This is a genomic window from Sorangium sp. So ce394, assembly GCF_051474665.1.
GTDB lineage: Bacteria > Myxococcota_A > Polyangia > Polyangiales > Polyangiaceae > Sorangium > Sorangium cellulosum_D.
Genome location: NZ_CP150339.1, coordinates 9777321 through 9795452, shown reverse-complemented (window position 1 = coordinate 9795452; position 18132 = coordinate 9777321). Strand labels below are relative to the sequence as shown.

17 protein-coding genes and 1 tRNA gene are annotated in these 18132 nt (G+C 73.4%); 5 read left to right on the top strand and 13 right to left on the bottom strand.

All coding sequences use genetic code 11. The features are described 5' to 3' along the window. Positions 1 to 76 precede the first annotated feature (76 nt). From WMF33_RS36150 to WMF33_RS36135, 4 genes are all read right to left on the bottom strand, one after another. Positions 77 to 1273: a hypothetical protein gene (locus WMF33_RS36150; RefSeq protein WP_437332878.1), complete on the bottom strand. Its 1197-nt coding sequence runs from the start codon at positions 1271 to 1273 to the stop codon at positions 77 to 79. Between the two features lie 68 nt (positions 1274 to 1341). Continuing rightward, positions 1342 to 2004, bottom strand: coding sequence for a DNA-3-methyladenine glycosylase (locus WMF33_RS36145; RefSeq protein ID WP_437332877.1), 663 nt, complete (start codon positions 2002 to 2004; stop codon positions 1342 to 1344). A gap of 42 nt (positions 2005 to 2046) precedes the next feature. After that, positions 2047 to 2523 carry a peroxiredoxin gene (locus tag WMF33_RS36140; RefSeq protein ID WP_437332876.1) on the bottom strand — a complete coding sequence of 159 codons (477 nt, stop codon included), beginning with the start codon at positions 2521 to 2523 and terminating at the stop codon, positions 2047 to 2049. 100 nt (positions 2524 to 2623) lie between these two features. Beyond that, a complete protein-coding gene (locus WMF33_RS36135) occupies positions 2624 to 4099 on the bottom strand; it encodes a sigma-54-dependent transcriptional regulator (RefSeq protein WP_437332875.1) in 1476 nt (491 codons plus the stop codon). Positions 4100 to 4473: 374 nt separating this feature from the next. On the opposite strand from WMF33_RS36135, the gene frr reads away from it, so the two are divergent. Further along, complete coding sequence (gene frr / locus WMF33_RS36130) at positions 4474 to 5031, top strand: ribosome recycling factor (protein WP_061622296.1); 558 nt, start codon at positions 4474 to 4476, stop codon at positions 5029 to 5031. 478 nt (positions 5032 to 5509) lie between these two features. Next, positions 5510 to 6373 carry a Stp1/IreP family PP2C-type Ser/Thr phosphatase gene (locus tag WMF33_RS36125; protein WP_236644138.1) on the top strand — a complete coding sequence of 288 codons (864 nt, stop codon included), beginning with the start codon at positions 5510 to 5512 and terminating at the stop codon, positions 6371 to 6373. A 103-nt stretch (positions 6374 to 6476) separates the two neighbouring features. Here the strand turns inward: WMF33_RS36125 and WMF33_RS36120 are convergent, their stop codons facing one another. From WMF33_RS36120 to WMF33_RS36105, 4 genes are all read right to left on the bottom strand, one after another. Next, positions 6477 to 7049 carry a hypothetical protein gene (locus WMF33_RS36120; RefSeq protein ID WP_437332874.1) on the bottom strand — a complete coding sequence of 191 codons (573 nt, stop codon included), beginning with the start codon at positions 7047 to 7049 and terminating at the stop codon, positions 6477 to 6479. Between the two features lie 143 nt (positions 7050 to 7192). Then, complete coding sequence (locus WMF33_RS36115) at positions 7193 to 8383, bottom strand: cystathionine gamma-synthase (protein ID WP_437332873.1); 1191 nt, start codon at positions 8381 to 8383, stop codon at positions 7193 to 7195. Positions 8384 to 8478: 95 nt separating this feature from the next. Then, entirely contained in the window at positions 8479 to 9363 is an 885-nt protein-coding gene (locus WMF33_RS36110; RefSeq protein ID WP_437332872.1) for a protein kinase domain-containing protein, read from the bottom strand. A gap of 6 nt (positions 9364 to 9369) precedes the next feature. Further along, the gene (locus WMF33_RS36105) at positions 9370 to 10281 is read right to left on the bottom strand and encodes a hypothetical protein (RefSeq protein ID WP_437332871.1); all 912 of its coding nucleotides are present in this window, start codon (positions 10279 to 10281) and stop codon (positions 9370 to 9372) included. Between the two features lie 262 nt (positions 10282 to 10543). On the opposite strand from WMF33_RS36105, the gene WMF33_RS36100 reads away from it, so the two are divergent. Further along, positions 10544 to 11203, top strand: a complete 660-nt coding sequence (locus tag WMF33_RS36100; protein ID WP_061621378.1) for a hypothetical protein — start codon at positions 10544 to 10546, stop codon at positions 11201 to 11203. Positions 11204 to 11221: 18 nt separating this feature from the next. On the opposite strand, the gene WMF33_RS36095 is transcribed toward WMF33_RS36100, so the two are convergent. Together WMF33_RS36095 and WMF33_RS36090 are read right to left on the bottom strand one after the other, a co-directional pair. Continuing rightward, complete coding sequence (locus tag WMF33_RS36095) at positions 11222 to 11743, bottom strand: YqaA family protein (RefSeq protein ID WP_437332870.1); 522 nt, start codon at positions 11741 to 11743, stop codon at positions 11222 to 11224. A gap of 68 nt (positions 11744 to 11811) precedes the next feature. Beyond that, positions 11812 to 12315 carry a response regulator gene (locus WMF33_RS36090; protein ID WP_437332869.1) on the bottom strand — a complete coding sequence of 168 codons (504 nt, stop codon included), beginning with the start codon at positions 12313 to 12315 and terminating at the stop codon, positions 11812 to 11814. A 384-nt stretch (positions 12316 to 12699) separates the two neighbouring features. Here WMF33_RS36090 and WMF33_RS36085 point away from each other — a divergent pair, with 384 nt between their 5' ends. Beyond that, positions 12700 to 12969 carry a hypothetical protein gene (locus tag WMF33_RS36085; protein ID WP_061625543.1) on the top strand — a complete coding sequence of 90 codons (270 nt, stop codon included), beginning with the start codon at positions 12700 to 12702 and terminating at the stop codon, positions 12967 to 12969. Positions 12970 to 13066: 97 nt separating this feature from the next. Here WMF33_RS36085 and WMF33_RS36080 read toward each other — a convergent pair whose 3' ends face one another. From WMF33_RS36080 to WMF33_RS36070, 3 genes are all read right to left on the bottom strand, one after another. Further along, positions 13067 to 14449: a hypothetical protein gene (locus WMF33_RS36080; RefSeq protein ID WP_061625544.1), complete on the bottom strand. Its 1383-nt coding sequence runs from the start codon at positions 14447 to 14449 to the stop codon at positions 13067 to 13069. Positions 14450 to 15164: 715 nt separating this feature from the next. Further along, positions 15165 to 15240: transfer RNA gene (locus tag WMF33_RS36075), tRNA-His, on the bottom strand. A 225-nt stretch (positions 15241 to 15465) separates the two neighbouring features. Beyond that, positions 15466 to 16557 (bottom strand): histone deacetylase family protein, encoded by a 1092-nt coding sequence (locus tag WMF33_RS36070; RefSeq protein WP_437332868.1) that lies wholly within the window; start codon positions 16555 to 16557, stop codon positions 15466 to 15468. Positions 16558 to 16638: 81 nt separating this feature from the next. Here WMF33_RS36070 and WMF33_RS36065 point away from each other — a divergent pair, with 81 nt between their 5' ends. Further along, a complete protein-coding gene (locus WMF33_RS36065) occupies positions 16639 to 18087 on the top strand; it encodes an MXAN_5187 C-terminal domain-containing protein (protein ID WP_437332867.1) in 1449 nt (482 codons plus the stop codon). The last annotated feature ends 45 nt before the right edge of the window (positions 18088 to 18132 follow it).

Genomic DNA, 18132 nt, shown 5'->3' with positions numbered 1-18132 from the left:
TAGCGAAAGCCCGCGAAGAAACTAGCGAAAGCTGGCGGCGAGGGGAACGCGCGCGCCGGGGGGAGGAGCGCCGGCCTCACGGCGCGCTGCCGAGCGACGCCTTCGCGAGGCTGGAGATGGCGTCCATGTCGCCCTGCACCGCGTCGAGGAGCGGGCCGAGCGCGAGCCGCAGCTGCTTCGAGTTCGGGTGCCGGAGGATGCGCGCCACGCTCTCGGCCGCCAGCTCGCTCAGATCGTGCTCCACGTAGCGATCGATGTGGGCGCTCGACAGCGCGAAGCCCGGGAAGGCGGTGCGGCAGAGCGCGTCGACGAGCTCGCCCACGAGGCCCGGCGGGATCGCCGCGGTGCTCAGCGCCATGCGGGCCTTCTGCGCGCTGATCGTGCACGACTCGGCGCGCAGCTGGCTGATCACGGGCGAGCCGAGCACCGCGTGCCACCGGGAGAGCTCGGCGGCCCGGCTCGCCTCGAGCTCGCCCGGCGGCGCCTCCGAGGCCGGCAGGAGCGCCGCCATCTGGTCCGCCGCGCCCGGATCGATCGCGACGCGGCGCACGATGATCAGGTCGTGCGCGCGCAGGCACCCGAGGAGCAGCCGCGTCGCCGCGTCGCGCAGGAGCGGCGCGAGCGCGGCGGCGATGACCGTGGGGGGCGAGCCGACGAGCCCCGGGCTCGACCCGCGCCCGTTGCCGGCCCCCGCGCCGCGGAGGCGGTAAGCGCCCGAGCTCGGCGGCGAGCGCACGCTGGACGGGGGGATGCTCGACGGCGAGCCGTGGCCGAGCGCCGGCGGCGGGCTCGGCAGCTGCCCGACGTTGCGGCTGCTCGGCGGCGGCGGCGCGCTGGTGGGCATGCCGCCCGGCGGCGGCCGGCTCGACGGCGCGCGCGTCCCGGCGCTCCGCAGCGGGTCCGCGACGAGCGGCGGCACCGGGGTCAGCCGGTTGCGGCGCGACTGCGTGGTGCGGTCGGTCACGACGTGCAGCGACGCGAGCTCGATCGCGCGCAGCGCCGGGACGCCGCGCGGCGCGCGGGCGGCGATCGCCGCGGCGAGCTCGGCCTCCCTGCCGAGGAGCGGCTCCTGCTCGCCGGTCTCGCGCAGCAGATCTCCGGCGATCTGCGCGCACCGCTCCGCGGCCTTGCTCGCGGCGCTCTGCGTCTGCGGGTCCTTGAAATAGAGCGTTAACTTTCCCCGCACGGTCTCGCGGCGCGTGGTCGCCGTGACGACCTGCGAAGCGCTCTCGACGTTGGCAGGCTCGCGGCTCCCGAAAGGCCAGAATCCCATGCGGCCATTGTCGCGCGATCCTGGGCCCGGGCGCGAGCGCTTCCAGCGGCTCGCGCCCTCACGCCCGCTCAATGGCGAGGAGGAACCGATACATAGCGATTGCCGCGCTCGTAGAAGCGCCACGGTTTCTTGGCCCACGCACCTGCGTAGTCCACGTTGATGCGAGGTGACCTACCAATGGGCCCAGCCGCGCCGGGGAGCAGCGAGAGCTGGGCGCCGCAGACATCCATCCCGTAGGCGGCGCGATCGAGCCCCAGCGCCTTGCAGAGCTTCCCGGGGCCGTTGGTCAGCTCGACCCGCCCGGGCGCGACGCCCCGCCTGCGGCTCATGAGCGGGAGCCCGAGCACGGGCTCGATGGCGCGGACGAGCACCACGTGCGGCTCCCCCTCCGAGGCCACGACGATGTTGAACGCCCAGTGCATGCCGTAGAGCATGAACAGGTACGCGTAGCCCGCCGGGCCGAACATGACCTCCGTCCGCACTGTCCGCCGCCCTCCGGCGCTGTGTGCGGCGAGATCTTGCGGGCCGCGGTAGGCCTCGGTCTCGACGATCCGGCCGGCGGCGACGCCCTCGGGCGTCCTGTGGACGAGCACCTTGCCGATGCACGCCCGCGCGACGATGAGCGGGGGTCGCGCGTAGAAGTCGCGGGGCAGCGGCGACGCTCCTTCGAGGAGCGCGGCGGCTCGGTCGCGGGGGGCGGGCGGCTCGGGCGTGGGGCGCGTGGTGGGCACTCGGCTCTCCGGCGGACGTCCGGCGCGCGGACGAGCGCGCCGTCAGGAAGGGTGGCCCGGGCGCGTCGCCCGGAAGCGCTCGTCGACGAACGCGAGCACGTCGTCGCGGTGCTTCGTGGCCTGGAGCTCGTGATGGAAGACCGCCGCGACGCGCAGGTCGGGCGCGATGACGTAGGTGACCCGCCGGGCGACGCCGATGAGCGGCCAGAGGACGCCGTAGGCGCGGCTCACGCTGCGGTCGTCGTCGGCGATCATCGGGAAAGGGACCTTGTGCGACTCGGCGAACCGGCACTGGGTCCGGTGATCATCGGTGCTGATGCCGACGAGGCTCGCCCCGGCGAGCGCGAGCTCGACGTGGTTGTCGCGGAACTGCCGGGTCTCCACGGTGCATCCGGGGGTGAACGCCTTCGGGAAGAAGAACACGACCGTGCAGAGCCCGCCCTGCCGGGACAGCACGAAGCGCTGGCCGTCCGTGGCCAGCTTGTCGATCTCCGGCGCGAGCTCACCGACCTTCAGCATGCCGCCGCAATCTGCCGCAAGTCGCCGCCCGCGTCGACAGGCGAGGGGGCGCCGCGCGCCGGCGCCGCCGGCCGCGATCCGCGCGGTCCTCCGGAGGACGTCACGTGTCGATGCCGAGCCGCTTCAGCCTGTAATAGAGGGTCGTGCGCTGCATGCCGAACTGGCGCGCGACCTCGGCCTTGTTCCCGCCGCAGCGCTCGAGGGCGGCGAGGAGCTCCCGCCGCTCGATGTCGTCGAGCTGCGAGCTCAGGTCGAGCTTCGGCCGCGACGAGGCCGGCGCGGCGAGCGCCTTTCCGGCCGCGTCCGCCTCCGGGTCCGCGGCCTTCGGCGGCCGGGCGGGCGGCTCGGCCGGCTGGGGGCGCGCGGTGAACGCGAGGTGCTCGGGCAGGATCACGTCGCCGCGGGAGAGGATGGCGGCGCGCTCGACCACGTTCTCCAGCTCGCGCGTGTTCCCCGGCCACGCGTAGGCCGTGAGCTTCGCGATCGCCTCGTCCGAGAGCGACGTGGCCGCGCGCGCGTTGCGGCGCGCGTACTTGCGCAGGAAGTGCTCGGCGAGGGCGCGGACGTCCTCGCGCCGCTCCCGGAGCGGCGGCAGCCGCAGCGGGAACACCGAGAGCCGGGAGACGAGCTCGGGCAAGACGCCCGCGCGCGCCCACGCCTCCTCGATGCCGGGCGTGAGCGACAGGACGACGCGCACGTCGACGCGGGTGGTCTCGGTCGACCCGAGCCGCTCGACCTCGCCGTCGGCGAGCACGCGGAGCAGCCGCGCCTGGAGCGAGGGCGTGAGCGGCGCCGGCTCGTCGAGGTAGATCGTCCCCCGGTGGGCGAGCTCGAGCCGCCCGGCCCGCTCGGTGAACGCGCCGTCGAAGGCGCCGCGCCGCCAGCCGAACAGCTCGCGCTCGAGCGCCTCGCCGCGGAACGCGGCGCACGTCACCTTGACGAACGGCTGCTCCTCGCGCGGGGAGCCCACGTGGATCGCCCGGGCGACGACCTCCTTCTCCGCCCCCTCCTCGCCCTCGATCAGCACGTGCGTCGCCGCCTTCGCCACCTCGCCGATCCGGGCGGCGACCTCGCGCATGGCGTCGCTCTCGCCGGCGATCTCCCCGAAATCGATCGGGTCGCGCTGCTCGCGCTCGAGGTAGCCGGCGTAGTGGGCGAGCTGCTCCCGCAGCCGCCGGTTCTCCCGGACGGTCGCGACGCCGGCGATCGCCTGCCGGAGGACGACGGCGAGCTCCTTCGAGTTCCAGGGCTTCTGGACGTAGCGGTCGACCGCCCCCGAGTTGACCGCGTCGATGAGCACGGTCATGTCCGCGTAGGCGGTGAGCAGCACGCCCGCGGCGTCCGGCCGCCGCTCCTTCGCCTGCTTGAGGAACTCGATACCGCTCATCTCCGGCATCCGCTGGTCCGCGACGATCACCGCGGGATCGAGCCGCTCGAGGAGCGAGAGGGCCTCGGCGCCGCCCAGCGCGTAATGGAGCTTGAACGACTTCCTGAAGGCGAACCGGAACGCATCGAGGTTGTCCTGCTCGTCGTCGACGACGAGGACGTCGAAGCTGTTCCAGTCCAGATCGCGCATCGGGTGGCCCTGCCTCCCAGAGTTACTACAGCTCGGCGCGACCGTGACAGCGGAGGTGGCGCCGCCCGGCCGCCGGCGCGGGCTCAGCCCCGGGGCCGCGCGGACTGCCGCGGACTGCCGCGGTCCGCCGGCGGCGTTCCGCGGTCCGCCGGCGGCGTCCTGCCGTCCGCCGTCCCGAGAGGGGGCGTCCTGCGGTCCGCGCCGCGGCGCGGACCGCACAGGACACCCCGACGGAGGCGAGCGTTCGTCCGGCCGCGACGCCGGCGGCGCCGGGGCGGATCGATTTCTCCGCCGCCCCAGAAATACGCGGTAAGCTCCGCGCCCGCCCGCGAAGAGGGCGGGCTGGGCGAGCCCCACACGGAGGAAGCCGGATCATGCTCGAGGACATCATCAAGGAGCTGCGCGAAGGGATCGACAAGGCCATCGAAGCTCTCCGGCGAGACCTGGCGAAGGTGCGCACCGGGCGCGCCAACGCGGCCATGCTCGACGGCATCCGCGTCGATTACTACGGCGTGCCGACGCCGATCGTGCAGATGGCCACGGTGTCCGTGCCGGAGCCCCGGCTCATCACGATCAAGCCCTGGGAGAAGAACCAGGTGAAGGCGGTCGAGAAGGCGATCCGGGAGAGCGATCTCGGCTTGAACCCCCAGGTGGACGCGGATCTCATCCGGCTTCCGATCCCGCCGCTGACCGAGGAGCGGCGCCGCGAGATGGTGAAGCTCACCAAGAAGAACGGAGAGGACTGTAAAGTTGCCATCCGGAAGCATCGTCGAGACGCCAACGAGATGATCGACACCCTCGAGAAGGACGGCGAGGTCAGCGGCGACGAGGCCGACCGGTCGAAGAAGAAGGTCGAGGACGTGGTGGCCGAGGGGACGAGGCAGGTCGACACGGTGATCGCGACCAAGGAAAAAGACATCCTGGACGTGTGAGCGGGGCCGCCGCGGCGCTGGCGGCCGAGCGCGAAGGTCGGGCCGCACGATGCGGCGTCCCTGGTCATCGCGCGATGGGCCCGGGTCCTCGGGGCGAGGGGGCGCGAGGGGGCGCGTGGTCCGCGGCCACGTGGCGCCGCCCGGCGTGAGCGGTGGCGCCGCGCGCGCCTCGTCGAGGACGGCCCTGCCTGGAGGTGCCCCGCAGCCCTGCCGGCGGGGCCCGGGGCTGAGCCGGCGCCGGCGCCGGACCGACGCCCGGGCCGACAATGAAGCGTTCAACGAAAAAGAGGCTTGCGGTCCCCCCGGTCCGAGTCGGTAGGATCAGGAAGGTCGGCGAGTGGACGTCTGAAGACGCCCATTACGGTGCGAGAGGCCCTGCTTGACAGGTTTTCGGTAGCATGAAACGGTTGGTGCTCGAAGCCAAAGGCCCGGAGCCGTCTCAAGGATTCCCGAGGTTATGCGAGCGATCGCTTCAGGAATGACGGACGTTGGTCTCCAACGCGACCACAACGAGGACAGCTACGCCGTCCTGTCGGAGTATGACCTGTTCATCGTCGCGGACGGCATGGGGGGCCACCGCGCGGGGGACGTAGCGAGCAGGCTGGCGACCGAGTCCATCGCGGACTTCTTCCGGTCCACGTCGCGGGAGGACGCCACCTGGCCATTCCACTTCGACACCAGCCTGTCGGAGGAGGAGAACCGGCTCCAGGCGGGCATCCGGGTCGCCAACCGCCAGATCTTCGAGCGCAGCATCCGGTCGCGCGACTGCGCCGGGATGGGCACGACGGTCGTGGGGGCGCTCTTCTCGAAGAAGAAGAACCGCATCTACGTCGGCCACGTCGGCGACAGCCGCGCCTACCGCGTCCGCAAGGGCTCGATCAGCCAGCTCACGCGCGATCACTCGCTCTTCAACGACTACATCATGGCGATGCCCGAGCTCACCGAGGAGCAGCGGGCCGAGCTCCCGCGCAACGTCATCACCCGCGCGCTCGGGATGAACGACAGCGTCGCGGTGGACCTGATCAGCGACGAGCCGCAGCCCGGCGACGTCTACCTGCTCTGCTCGGACGGCCTGAGCGGGATGCTCTCGGACGATCAGATCCTCCAGATCGTGAGCTCGACCGAGGAGGTGCCGGAGATGTGCCGCCGCCTCATCGCCAAGGCCAACGAGAACGGCGGCGAGGACAACATCACGGCGCTCGTGATCCGCATCGACGAGCAGGACGAGGCCGAGCTCCCGAACAGCGCGACGATCGGCCCGCCCGCCGACTCGCAGCAGGTCAACATGGGCGAGCGGTCGACGGTCCCGGCGGCGTCGGCCTCGCGCTCCGAGAAGAGCTGACGCGCCAAGGGGCGCGGCATGCGCCCGCGCGTCCCGGCCTCGCGCTCCGAGGAGCGCCGCCGCGCGGGGGGCGCGCGCTCAGCCCCCCGCGCCCGCGGTCGGCTCAGCTCCCGCAGCTGTCGAGGGCGAGGGCGCCCCGCGTGATCTCGCAGGTGTACTGGCCGTCGGTCACGGACGGGCAGTCGAAGACGACCCAGATCTTGCCCGCGTCGACCCCCTGCTCGCTCTCCGCGTCGAACCAGAACTGGCACGGTTCGTCGGAGGTGGAGTTGAAGGTCGTGCCGCTCGTCTTCGCCGACGAGAAGCTGACGCTGCCGCTGGCGGGCATCTCCTTGGTCGCCGCGGGGCTGATGTCCACGATCTTGACGCGGACCTCCGTGGCGGCGGTGCTGTTCTTGAGCTCCAGCGTCGCCGAGACGTCGAAGGTGCCCGAGCCGGTCACGGTGCAGTCGACCGTGGCGCCCTCGTCGCCGTCGGCGACCATCCGGAGCCGCCGGGCCGCGCTCACCTCGCCGAGGACCTCCAGGTGGTTCCCCACGTTGCAGCTGGCGCCCGGTTTGACGAAGTTCAGGGAGTAGGCGGCGCGCGGGGTGGGCGGCGCCGGGTCGCTGCAGCCGAAGCCGAGCAGGGGTAGAAGGCCGAGCACGGGCACGAAGCCGAGGCGGGCGAGACTCATGGCAAGCTCCGGTGGTGGGTGGCGGCCCCGAGGCCGCACCTCGCTTCTATCGTATTCGAGGGCCCCCGATCAAACGGCGGCCGCGCCCCGCGCGACCGCGCGGCGAGCGCGAGCGGCCGCGCCCCCGCGCCCTGCGCGCGCGATCACCCGCGGGGCGCCTGCGCCTGCGCGTCCTCCAGCGCCTGCGCGACGTCGTTCCAGAGGTCGTCTCCGCCCTCCAGGCCGACCGAGAGCCGGAGGAGGCCGTCGGCGATGCCGAGCGCCTCCCGCGCCGCCGCGGGCACGGAGGCGTGGGTCATGATGGCGGGGTGCTCGGCGAGCGACTCGACGCCGCCGAGGCTCTCGGCGCAGGAGAAGATCGCGAGCCGCTCGAGGAAGCGCGAGGCGACGGGGAGGCCGCCGCGCACGACGAACGAGATCATCGCGCCGGGCGCGCGCATCTGCCGCGCGGCGAGCGCGTGGCCGGCGTGCGTGGGCAGGCCGGGGTAGTTCACGGCCTGAACGGCGGGGTGCTCGGCGAGCCTGCCGGCGATGAGCGCGGCCGACGCGCACTGCTGGCGCACGCGTACGCCGAGCGTCTTGATCCCGCGGAGCACGAGGTAGCAATCGAACGGGCTCGGCACGGCGCCGATCGCGTTTTGCAGGAACGCGACCCGCTCGGCGAGCGCGTCCTCCGAGGTGATGAGCGCGCCGCCGACGACGTCCGAGTGCCCGTTCAGGTACTTCGTGGTCGAGTGCGCCACGACGTGGGCGCCGAGGTCGAGCGGCCGCTGGAGCACCGGCGTGGCGAACGTGTTGTCGACGACGAGCAGCGCCCCGTGCGCGCGCGCGATCTCCGCGATCCCGGCGATGTCGAAGATCTTGAGCATCGGGTTCGTCGGGGTCTCGATCCAGATCATCCGCGTGGCCGGGGTGAGGGACTTGCGGACGACGTCGAGGTCGCTCATGTCGACCGAGGTCGAGGCGATCCCCATCGGTCGCATGACCTTGTCGAAGAGCCGGAAGGTGCCGCCGTAGACGTCGTCGCCCGAGAGCACGTGATCTCCGGGCCGGAGCGTGTGGAGCAGCGTGGCGGTGGCCGCGGAGCCGCTGCCGAAGGCGAAGCCGTGGCGACCGCCCTCGATCGCGGCGAGGCACGCCTCGAGCGCCTTGCGGGTGGGGTTGCCGCTGCGCGAGTACTCGAAGCCCTTGTGCTGGCCCGGCCGCTCCTGGGCGAAGGTGCTCGCGAGGACGATCGGCGTCATGACCGCGCCGCTCGTCGGATCCGGCGGCTGGCCGGCGTGGATGGCGAGCGTGTCGAGGGCGAGCCTGTCGTGACCTAGGTGGGGCTTCATGCGGTCGAGACTTATCCCACGGGCCGCGTGCGTCCACGGTTTTGGCGCCCGCGAGGGCCGGGCGCGCGCGCGCCGCCCGCGCTCCTGGGCCTGAGCTAGCCGCGCGGGGAGGCCGCGTCGCTGGCGCGCGGAGAGGCCGCGTCGAAGGCGTCGAGCAGCGCCCGCGCGCTCTCGACGCGCCGCTCCGGATCGCGGTCGAGGGCGCGGGCGAGCGCGCGGCGCTGCCCCGGCGAGAGCGCGCCCGCGGCGGCGAGCGCGTCGAGGCGGAGGCCCGACTCGCCGATCTCGACCAGCATCGCGGCCTGCTCGCGCGCGCGCGTGAGCGGCGCGCCGGTGGCGAAGGCGACGAGGGTCGCCGCCATGGCGTAGACGTCGCCGCGCGCGGTCGGCGGCGATTCGCCGCGGGCGATCTCGGGGGCGACGAACGGGAGGGTGCCCCGGTCGGCGGTCTCGAGATCGGGATCCATGCCGCGGAACCGCGCGGCGCCGAGGTCGACGAGGCCGACGTCGCCGAGCGGACCGAGCAGCACGTGATCGGGGCCGAGATCGCCGTGGACGAAGCCGATCGGGCCCGCGGCGTCCTCGAGCTCCTGGAGCTCGGCGAGGGTCTCGATGGCGGTCCGGACGACGTGGGCGACGAGCGACGCGGGCGGCGGACGGCCGCGGCCGCGCCATCCGTCGAGCACGTCGCGGAGCGAGGCGCCCTCGCGCCGGCTCTCGAGGAGGAAGGGGCCGTGGCGATCGACGCCGACGCGCGCGAGCGCGGGCAGGGCAGGGTGCCGGGCGAGGGAGAGCGCCTTCGCCTCGCGGACGATGGCGGCCCGCCCGGCGTGCGCGTGGAGGGCGCCGGGGGCGAGGCGCTTGCAAACCAGCGTGGGGCCGGGCGGCGGGCCTCCGAGCCGGACCAGCGCCACGTCGAAGGTGGCGCCCGCGCCGAGGTGCTCGACCAGCTCGGTGCCGTCGGGAGCGGGGTAGGGCATGGGCCCTCAGCCGCCCCCTCCCGGCGCCGGGGCCGCCTCGTCGCATTCGCGCAGCCACCGCAGCGCCTCCTCCGCGCCGCCCTTGCCGCGCACCGCGAGCGCCCACCGCGCCTCGCGCCAGCGCGCCACGAAATCGGCCCAGCGCGCCGGCGCGTCGCCCCGGCCGGAGAGGGCGGCGACCCGATCGTCGATGCGCTGGAAGGGGAACACCGGGTTGCCGAGCCCGAACCGCGCCTGCGCCCAGTGGACCACGCTGATGAAGAGGCCGTACCGGCAGCGGCCGGTCGCCTCGTCGACGCCCACGACCGGCGACCTCCAGTCGAGGTGGATGTCGTCGAGCTCCGGCAGGCGCGGATCGCGCTTGCCCACGCAGATGTGCACCGCCTCCTCATCGGGCCGGTGCACCTCGCGCCAGCTGTCCGCGTCGAGCGGCTCGCCGCCCCGGAGCAGCGAGCCCATGCTCCCCGCGAGGGCGCCGAGCAGCGGGCCTCGCTGGTGCTCGATCCCGCCGAGGATCGTGTCGCGCGCCATGCGGCGACCGCCCGTCCCGGCGCGCTGGCCGTCGAGGCGCTCGCGCATCGCCGCCGGCTCGGCGTAGACCGCTTTGAATCCCGCGCTCCCGCCGACCCACACGTTGCGCAGATACCTGATCTGCGCCCACAGCCCGAGCGCAGGGTCGATATCGCGGATGCGCTCGAAGATGCGCGCCACCACGTTGACGCACGACGGCCCGAACCGGGTGAGCGCCTCGCCGAGGTCGCGGGGCTCGGGGGCGCCCCAGAACGCGTTGTCCAGGTTGAGCTCCGCCCCGGGGCAGCGAGCGATCCGGTCGGCGAGGCTCCTCTCCAGCGCCTCGCGCAGCGGACCCTCCAGCCCGGCGAGGTGCGGGCCCGCGCCTGCGTCGAGTGAGCCGGTCATGCGAACATCGTATCACGCCGGCCGCGCGCATCGCCGTGCCGCCCGACGCGCGCCGCGGTGGGACCCGCGCCGGCGACGCGCGACGGAGCGCGCCGCGGCCCGCGCGGCGAGCTCACCGGCGGGCGTCGCCGCCGCCGCGCGCGCGGCGGCCTGTGGGATGGCCACGCACCTGCACGGGGGGAGGGCGGTGGCCAACTTTTCTTCGCGTCATGCGGCATATCTCTGCGTTCATCGCGAACGTGATAGAAGTCTTGAGAACGGCATGGATCCCAAGATTTTGGAGATGCTCTTCATCGCTGTTAGCAACGGCGTCGCCCTCTTTATCGGCGCTTACGTGGCGCGCAGATCGGCAGATCTCAGCGCGGACCGCCGGGCCGAGCACGAGGAGAAGGCGGAGCTCCAGCGACAGCGGCGGGAGGCGCTCCTGGAGCGGCTGGCCCTCCAGCGGCGCGCGCTCGACGACTACGCGCGGATGATCGTCCGGTGGTCGTCGGCGCCCGCGTCCGGGGCGCCGCGCACGCGGGAGGAGGACCTCGCGGCGGACCAGGAGTCCATCGCGATGTACGCGCAGATGGCCAACGCGTTCGGGAGCCGGCAGTTCGCCGAGCAGGCCGCCGCGACGCTGCACGCCGTGCGCGCCGGCCGCGGCAATGTCCAGGTGTTCCCGTTCTCCGTGCAGATCGCCTCCGCCTGCTACCAGGAGATGATCCGGGCGATCTCCGAGCTCGAGAAGGAGATCGGCCTGCCGGCGCCGCGGTCGCCCGCGCGGCCGTTCCTCCCGGACGAGGAGCTCGCGAAGGAGGCGACTCGGCTGTTCTCCAGGAACGTCGTGGAGCGCTCCGGGATCGATCTCGGCATGGTCGATCAGATCCTGGAGCGCGTCCGGGTGAACCCGTCCGAGGAGGCGGACAGCCCCAGGTAGGGGCTCACGCCTCCGGCTTCACTGGCTCCATCCCAGCCGGATGAGCGCGTAGAAGATGAGGAGGCGAGGCACCCGGAACAGCACCATGGTGAAGAAGTAGCGCGGCGGGATCCGGTACAGCCCCGACAGGTAGCAGAGCATCGAGAAGGGGACCGGCGAGACGCTCCCGATGGCGATGGCCCAGTACCCGTAACGGTCGAACAGCCGATCGATCTTGGGCCGCGTCCGCTCGAGGCGCGCCGCGAAGATGCGGAAGCGCGCGAGGTGGGCGGCGAGCCGGTATCCCGTGCAGCCGGCGAGGAGCGAGGCCACCGAGATCGCGATCATGGGCCCGACCTGCGAGCCTCCCGAGGTGATCGCCGTCAGCATGTAGAACTGCGGCGGGATGGGGAACGAGAACGCGTCGGCGAGGTAGGTCCCGACGAACATCCCGGCGAGGCCGAAGCGCTCCACGAACCCGCGGCCGAGCGCGTCGAGCTGGTCGCGCGCGAGGTGCGCCGCCAGCGCGATGAGGCCGAAGAGCGCGGCCAGGCTGAGCACCAGCTGGACCAGCGTGCGCCACAGATCTCGCCGGTCGTCGCGCGGGCGCGCCTCGCTCGTTGGCTGGCTCAGACCGCCTCCTGCCGGCGGCGCTGGAGCCGCTCGATGATCCGCCTGCTGCGGAGCGTGCTCTGAAAGATGCGCGTCGCCTTCTCGAGGGCGTCGAGGAGCCTCTGCGCGTCGCCGTGCTTGTCGACGGACGCGAACGGCCGGTGCGCGTTGATGACCTCGAACGAGTCCTGCTCGTCCTGATACGCCGAATAGAAGATCACGGGCACTTCGGGCTGCACCTTGCGGATCTGGTCGCAGACCCAGAAGCCGTCCTGCCCCGACATCCGCACATCGATGATCACGGCGCAGGTGTCCTCGGTGAACGCGGCGACCCCGTCCAGGGCCGAGGCGCACACGACGAGGCGATATCGCTCCGAGAGGAGGGCGCCGAGCGGCTGCCAGAGGCCCCTGTCCTCGTCGACCACGAGCACGAGAGGAAGCCGCGTGGACTCGGGCTTCTCGCGATCCGGCCGCTGGGCTGGATCGGCCCCGAGCAGGGTATCGGGTTCCTTGGAGGGCATTCGGCGTGGATCGTGGAGGGCGCGTCGGAGCGCCCATGACACAATGTACCACGCCCTGCGCATCCAGCCAGCGCGGCGGCGCGCTCGGCCGGCGCGCTGGCTCGATGCGCGGCGAGCTCGGCGCGCGGCGCGCAAGAGACGGCGCGGCGCGGGCGTGGCTCCGGCGCGCGGGGGCGCGCCGCGGGCGGCCGCGCCGTGGGCGGCCGCCCGGGATTCGTCTATGCTGGGCGCCGAGGCGTGGCCTCATGGTGAGGCCTGCAGGCCGTTTGCAACGCGCCGCGATCCTGCCGGATCGCGCGCTCGCCTTCTCGTGCGCTGACCCGGTCTGCCGGCCGGCAGCGGGTCGCTCGCCGGGGAGTGCCCCACAACCGAGATGAGCTGCCCATGAAGAACGCAGGACTCCGATCGATTCCCCTCGTCATCGCCGCTCTCGGCCTCTTTGCCGCGGGGTGCAAGGACGAGGACAACTTGCATGCGTGCAGTGAGCTCTGCAAGCACCGCATCCTCTGCGCGGAAGAGCAAGGGGACCCGCCGCCGAGCAAGACCAGCTGTGAGACCGCGTGCCTCGGCCTCGAGGGAGAAGGCCTCGTGGAGCGAACCGAGGAGTGCGTGAACGAGGCGTCGTGCGATTACGTGGCGTGCGCGGACCCCTGAGCCCGGCGAGCGCGCGCGCCGCGGGGGGCGGGGCGCGCCGGGCCTCCCGGCGGGGAGGCCGGCGCGATGACGGCCGGCGCGATGACGGCCGGCGCGATCACGGCTCCGCGTCGCACTCGGGCGCGTCGCGGAGCTTGCCCGAGGCGAGCGGCGCGTCGAAGCGCAGGAGCTCGAGATCGACGAGATCGAGGCGCTTGAACGTCAGGTTCAGCGGGCCGACCGACACGCCGGCTTCCGCCTCGGCGTAGGCGCGCACGCCGCCGTCGACCCGCGCGTCGTACGAGCAGTAGGGCGGCGCGGTCTCCGCGCTGACGCGCGCGTACGCCTGGACTCCGACGTTCGGACCGACGATGCCGTACAGGCGCGACCGGAGCTCCGCGCCGGCGCTCACCTTGCCGGACGCCGTGATCGCGCCGGGCGCCCCGATCGAGGCCGTCCCCGAGGCCGAGCACGAGGGATCCCAGATCGTGCGCCACGTCCCGTTCTTGTAGTCGACCCCGGCCTCGATCTCGGCGGTCGTCTGCGCCTCGGCCGCCACCTCGGCGGCCGTGAACGACAGCCCCACATCGGCCGTCGCCCGCGGCACGACGTTGGTCGTGACGACGATGGGCACGGGCCCCACCCAGAACGTCAGCGTCGGCAGCGGCACGCTCGGGACGCCCCCGGCGAGCTCGAGGAGATCGACCGTGCAGCTCCCCGTGACCGTGCCGGAGCCCTGGAGCGTGGCGCTCACGTCGAGCCTGCCCGAGGCGACGAAGCGGAGCTGCTTCAGCTCCGGGACGGGGTTGATCCCGCCGCGCGGGCCGACGTGGACCTCGAAATCGAGCACCGGAGAGAGCTCGGCCGTGACGTCGAGCGCCGCCGTCCCGTGCGCGGTGACCCCGCACGAGGCCGGGAGCGAGGCCGAGGAGAGCTCGAAGAGCTTCAAGGAGGCGCCGGACGCGATCTTCAGGGCCTCCGCCTGGCTCGCGATCGGCTCGTCGCCCTCCAGGCCGAGCTCGCGGGCGCGCGCGAGGTGCTCGTCGATGGCCTGCGCGTACTCGCGCGCGTCGTAGTGGACGTGGACGTGCCCCTCGGTGATGAACTCCGTGAGGTCGGCGGGGGTCGTCTCGAGCGCGACCCGCGCCGCGTCGAGCGCGCGGACGCGCACGACGCGGGCGAGGTAGCCGCCTCCCTGCGTGCCGCCGAGCACGTCGCCCGCGGCGAACGGCGGCAGGCTGCCGTCGTGGGTGATGACGAGCTCGCGCTCCCCGAGCTCCGCGGCGACGAACCCCGGCTCCTTCTCGGGCACGCGGGCGCGCTCGGACAGCTTGAGCGGCTGGACGACATCGACGGCGCCGGGGGCCGGCAGCTCGGCAGGATCCGCGACGTCGTCCGCCGTGGCGGCGCACGCCGCGAGCCCGGGCGCGCCGATCGCGAGGAAGACGGCGGAGATGAGCCGCGCGGCCAGCGCGCGGCTCCGAGGGAGCGTGGTTTTCATGGGCGCGGACCCTATGCGGGCACTGTGGCGAACCGGTTACAGCGGCGAGACTTGCTGTCTCCGGGAGATGGGATAAAGGCTCACCGCGATGGATGGATATCCATGAATCGATGTCTCCGGGGCTCGCGAAGAGCACTTATTGAATCGAGCGATGTACGGAGCCCCGCGCGACGCGCTCGTGAGATGCCGCGCGACGCGCTCAGGACGTGACGTGCGAGCGCGCTCATGAGGTGACGCTCGACGCGCTCATGAGACGACGTGCGAGCGCGCTCCTGAGGTGACGCGCGAACGCGCTCATCGAGGGCGACGGCGTGGAGCGCGTCGCGCGCTCGGACCGGGGCGCGCATCGCGCTCGCGCGGGGACGGCCGAGAGAGCGGGCTGCGGCTCGCGGGTGGAAGGAAGAAGGCAGAGCGCGGAGATCGCGCGCGTCGCTCCCGCGGGCATGCCGCGTCGGGAGGGCGGCCGGTCGCCGGGCGAGCCGCTGCGCGGGCCTCGCTGGAGGCGCCGCGCTCGTCAGGCGGTCGCTCGCCGGGCGCCGCCGCCTCTTGCGATGCGCAGGGCACGGCGCGCCCGTTCGGGAGGCGCCGCAGCCTGTACCGCGGCGCTCGGGCGAGGAACCCGGCAGGCCCGCCTCGGCGGTCTGCTGATCCGTCGTGATGCGATCAGCCTCCGGGGCACCCGTCGCTTGCTGGGCGGCCTCGGGCTTGTCCTACCTGGGGTGAGTAACGGGATTCGAACCCGCGACAACTGGAGCCACAATCCAGTGCTCTACCAACTGAGCTATACCCACCGTTCTTCGCGGCCCGGGGGCTGCGAAGGCCTGGCAGAATACTCAGCTCCGCGCAGAGTGCAATCGGGTAAACGCACGGCGCGTCGCTCTTTTTGGTCCGGGCTTACTTCCGGCTCCCCCCGGGCCCCGCGTTGCTCCCCGCGCTGGCCCCCCACCGCGCTGCTCCCCCCACCGCGCTGCTCCCCCCACCGCGCTGCTCCCCCCTCCCTGCTCCTCCCGCCTCCCTCAGAGCGTCGCCCACCGGCGCAGCGCGACCCGGCGGGCGCGGTCGAGGTCCGCGCGGTGGCGCGTCGAGATCGGCGCGCGCTGCGCGGGCGGCGGCCCGGATGCGCCCACCGGCTCGTCCGCCTCGCGGCCGGAGGCGGCGATCAGCGCCGCGGCGAGCGAGCCCTCGATCGCGGCCAGGTCGTAGCCGCCCTCCAGGAAGACGGCGAGCCGCCCCCCCGCCTTCGCGGCCGCCATCGCCGCGAGCCGGCGGCCCATCGCCGCGTAGGCCGAGCGCGACAGCTTCATCGCCGCGAGCGGATCGCGCTCGTGCGCGTCGAACCCCGCCGAGACCAGGATGAGCTCGGGCGCGTACTCGTCGAGCACCGGCAGGACGAGCTCGTCGAACGCCGCCTCGTAGACCGCGTCCGTCGCCCCGTCGGACAGCGGCACGTTCACCGTGTAGCCGGCGCCCTCGCCGCCGCCGATCTCCTCGGCGGAGCCGGTGCCCGGGTAGAACGGCCACTGGTGCAGCGAGCAGAACAGCACCCGCGGGTCGTCCCAGAAGATGTCCTGCGTGCCGTTGCCGTGGTGCACGTCGAAGTCGATCACCGCCACCCGCGACAGCCCGCTGCTCAGCGCGGCCCTCGCCGCCACGGCGACGTTGTTCAGGAGGCAGAAGCCCATGCCCGCCTCGCGCGTCGCGTGGTGGCCGGGCGGGCGCAGCAGCGCGACGCCGAGCCGACCGGGGCCGGCGAGCACCGCCTCGACGAGCGCCACCGCGGCGCCGGCGCCCCGCCTCGCCGCGTCGACCGAGCGCGGGACGACGTACGTGTCGGGATCGAGCGCGGCGTAGTGCCCGCTGACCCGACCGAGCGACTCGAGGTACCGGGGCGCGTGGACCCGGGCGAGCTCGTCCTCGGTGGCGTCGCGCGTCGCGACGCGCTCGATCGAGAGGCCCGCCGCGGCGCAGCGCTCGATGGCGCGGCGGGCGGCCTCGAGCCGCTCCGGGCGCTCGGGGTGCGCGCCGCGCGCGCGGTGTTGCTCGAACAGCGCGTCGTCGACGACGTAGAGGCGCGGGGCTTCGGAGTGCGGGTGATTCAAGTGCACCATGAGCTGGGTGGAGAGTTGTAGCAGCGCCGCAGCGGATGGTAGCTTGCCCTGAGCCCCCGAAAGAAGGAGTGGAGACGCAGGATGCGCGGAAAGATCATCGCAGTCTTCGCCGTGATTGTCCTCATGGTCGGAGGGCTCTCGTACGCCCTCACGCGCGCCTCCCTCGCGGAGATGGGGCGGCCGGGCGAGGCGTCGCGCGCGCTCGCGGCCGCCATGGCGCAGCTCCAGGTGGACGGCCTCGTGCTGGAGCGGTGGCTCGCCTCCCACGCGAGCGACCCGAAGCTGCGCGAGCCGTTCAACGCCGGCACCGCCCCGGCCCGCGCCGAGGCGGCCACGAGCGCCGCCAACGCCATCCGGGAGGCGGTCGCCGCCTCGCCCGAGCTCGGCAGGACCCCGCCCTCCCTCGTCGTCCTGGTGGACACGAAGGGCGTGGTGCTCGGACGGAACGGCTCCGCGCTCATGCGCGGGGACAACCTCGGCGCCGTCTACCCGTCGCTGAAGCGCGCCGTCGAGCAGGGGGTGACCGGCTCGGACGTGTGGGTGAGCCGGGCGCGCAACGAGCAGCTGCTCGCGTCCTACGCGCCGATCCGCAGCGACGCCGGGCAGATCATCGGCGCCGTCGCGGTGGGCACCGCGCTGAACGACGAGCGGCTGACCAACGCGAGCGAGCGCACGAGCGGGCGGCTCCTCGTGGTCGCGATGCAGTCGGGCGACGGGCTCGACGTCGTCGCGAAGTCGCGCGACACCCCCCCGCAGCTGGTCGCGGCGCTCACCGCGTCGCCGGCGAAGGACAGCGCCCTCCAGGCGCTGAGCTCCGGGCGGGCGGTCGACATCGGCGGGCTGTCCGGCGAGTACGGCGCCGTCGGGCACGCGCTCGAAGGCTACGGCGACGGGCGGCGGGCGGTGCTGCTCAGCATCGCGCAGATCCGGACGCCGGGGCTCGCGAGCTCGCTGGTCTGGCCGCTGCTCGGCGTCACCGCGCTCGGGCTCGTGCTCGTCGTGATCGCCGCCTACTTCCTGGACGCGTACATCTCGCAGCCGGTGTCCGAGATCGAGGACGGCCTGCTCGCGATCATGAACGGCCGGACCGACCTCCGGTTCGGGATCGAGCACGCCGAGCTCGGCGGGCTCGTGTTCCGGCTGAACTCGCTCCTGAACCAGCTGCTCGGCGTGCAGGAGGACGAGACCGACGCCGAGGGGCGCCCGTCGCGCGCGCCCACGTCGGCGTCGTTCCGGGACGCCCTCGAGGTCGACGAGCGGATGGCCGCGCTGTCCCCCGGCGAGATCCCGGCCGACGCCAAGGCGCTGCTCGAGGAGCCGGAGGACGCCTACTACGCGCGCATCTTCGCCGAGTACATCGCGGCGAAGAGGTCGCTCGGCGACCCGGTGGATCACATCACCCGCGACGCGTTCGTCGCCCGCCTCAAGGCGAGCGAGCAGGAGCTCGGGCGGAAGCACGGCAAGCCGATGCGCTACAAGATCGAGGTGCGCGGCAAGGAGGTCGTGCTCCTCGCCGTGCCGCTCGCCTGACGCGCGGCGCGCGCGCCCGGGGGCCGCGCGCCGCGCCGCGGCCGC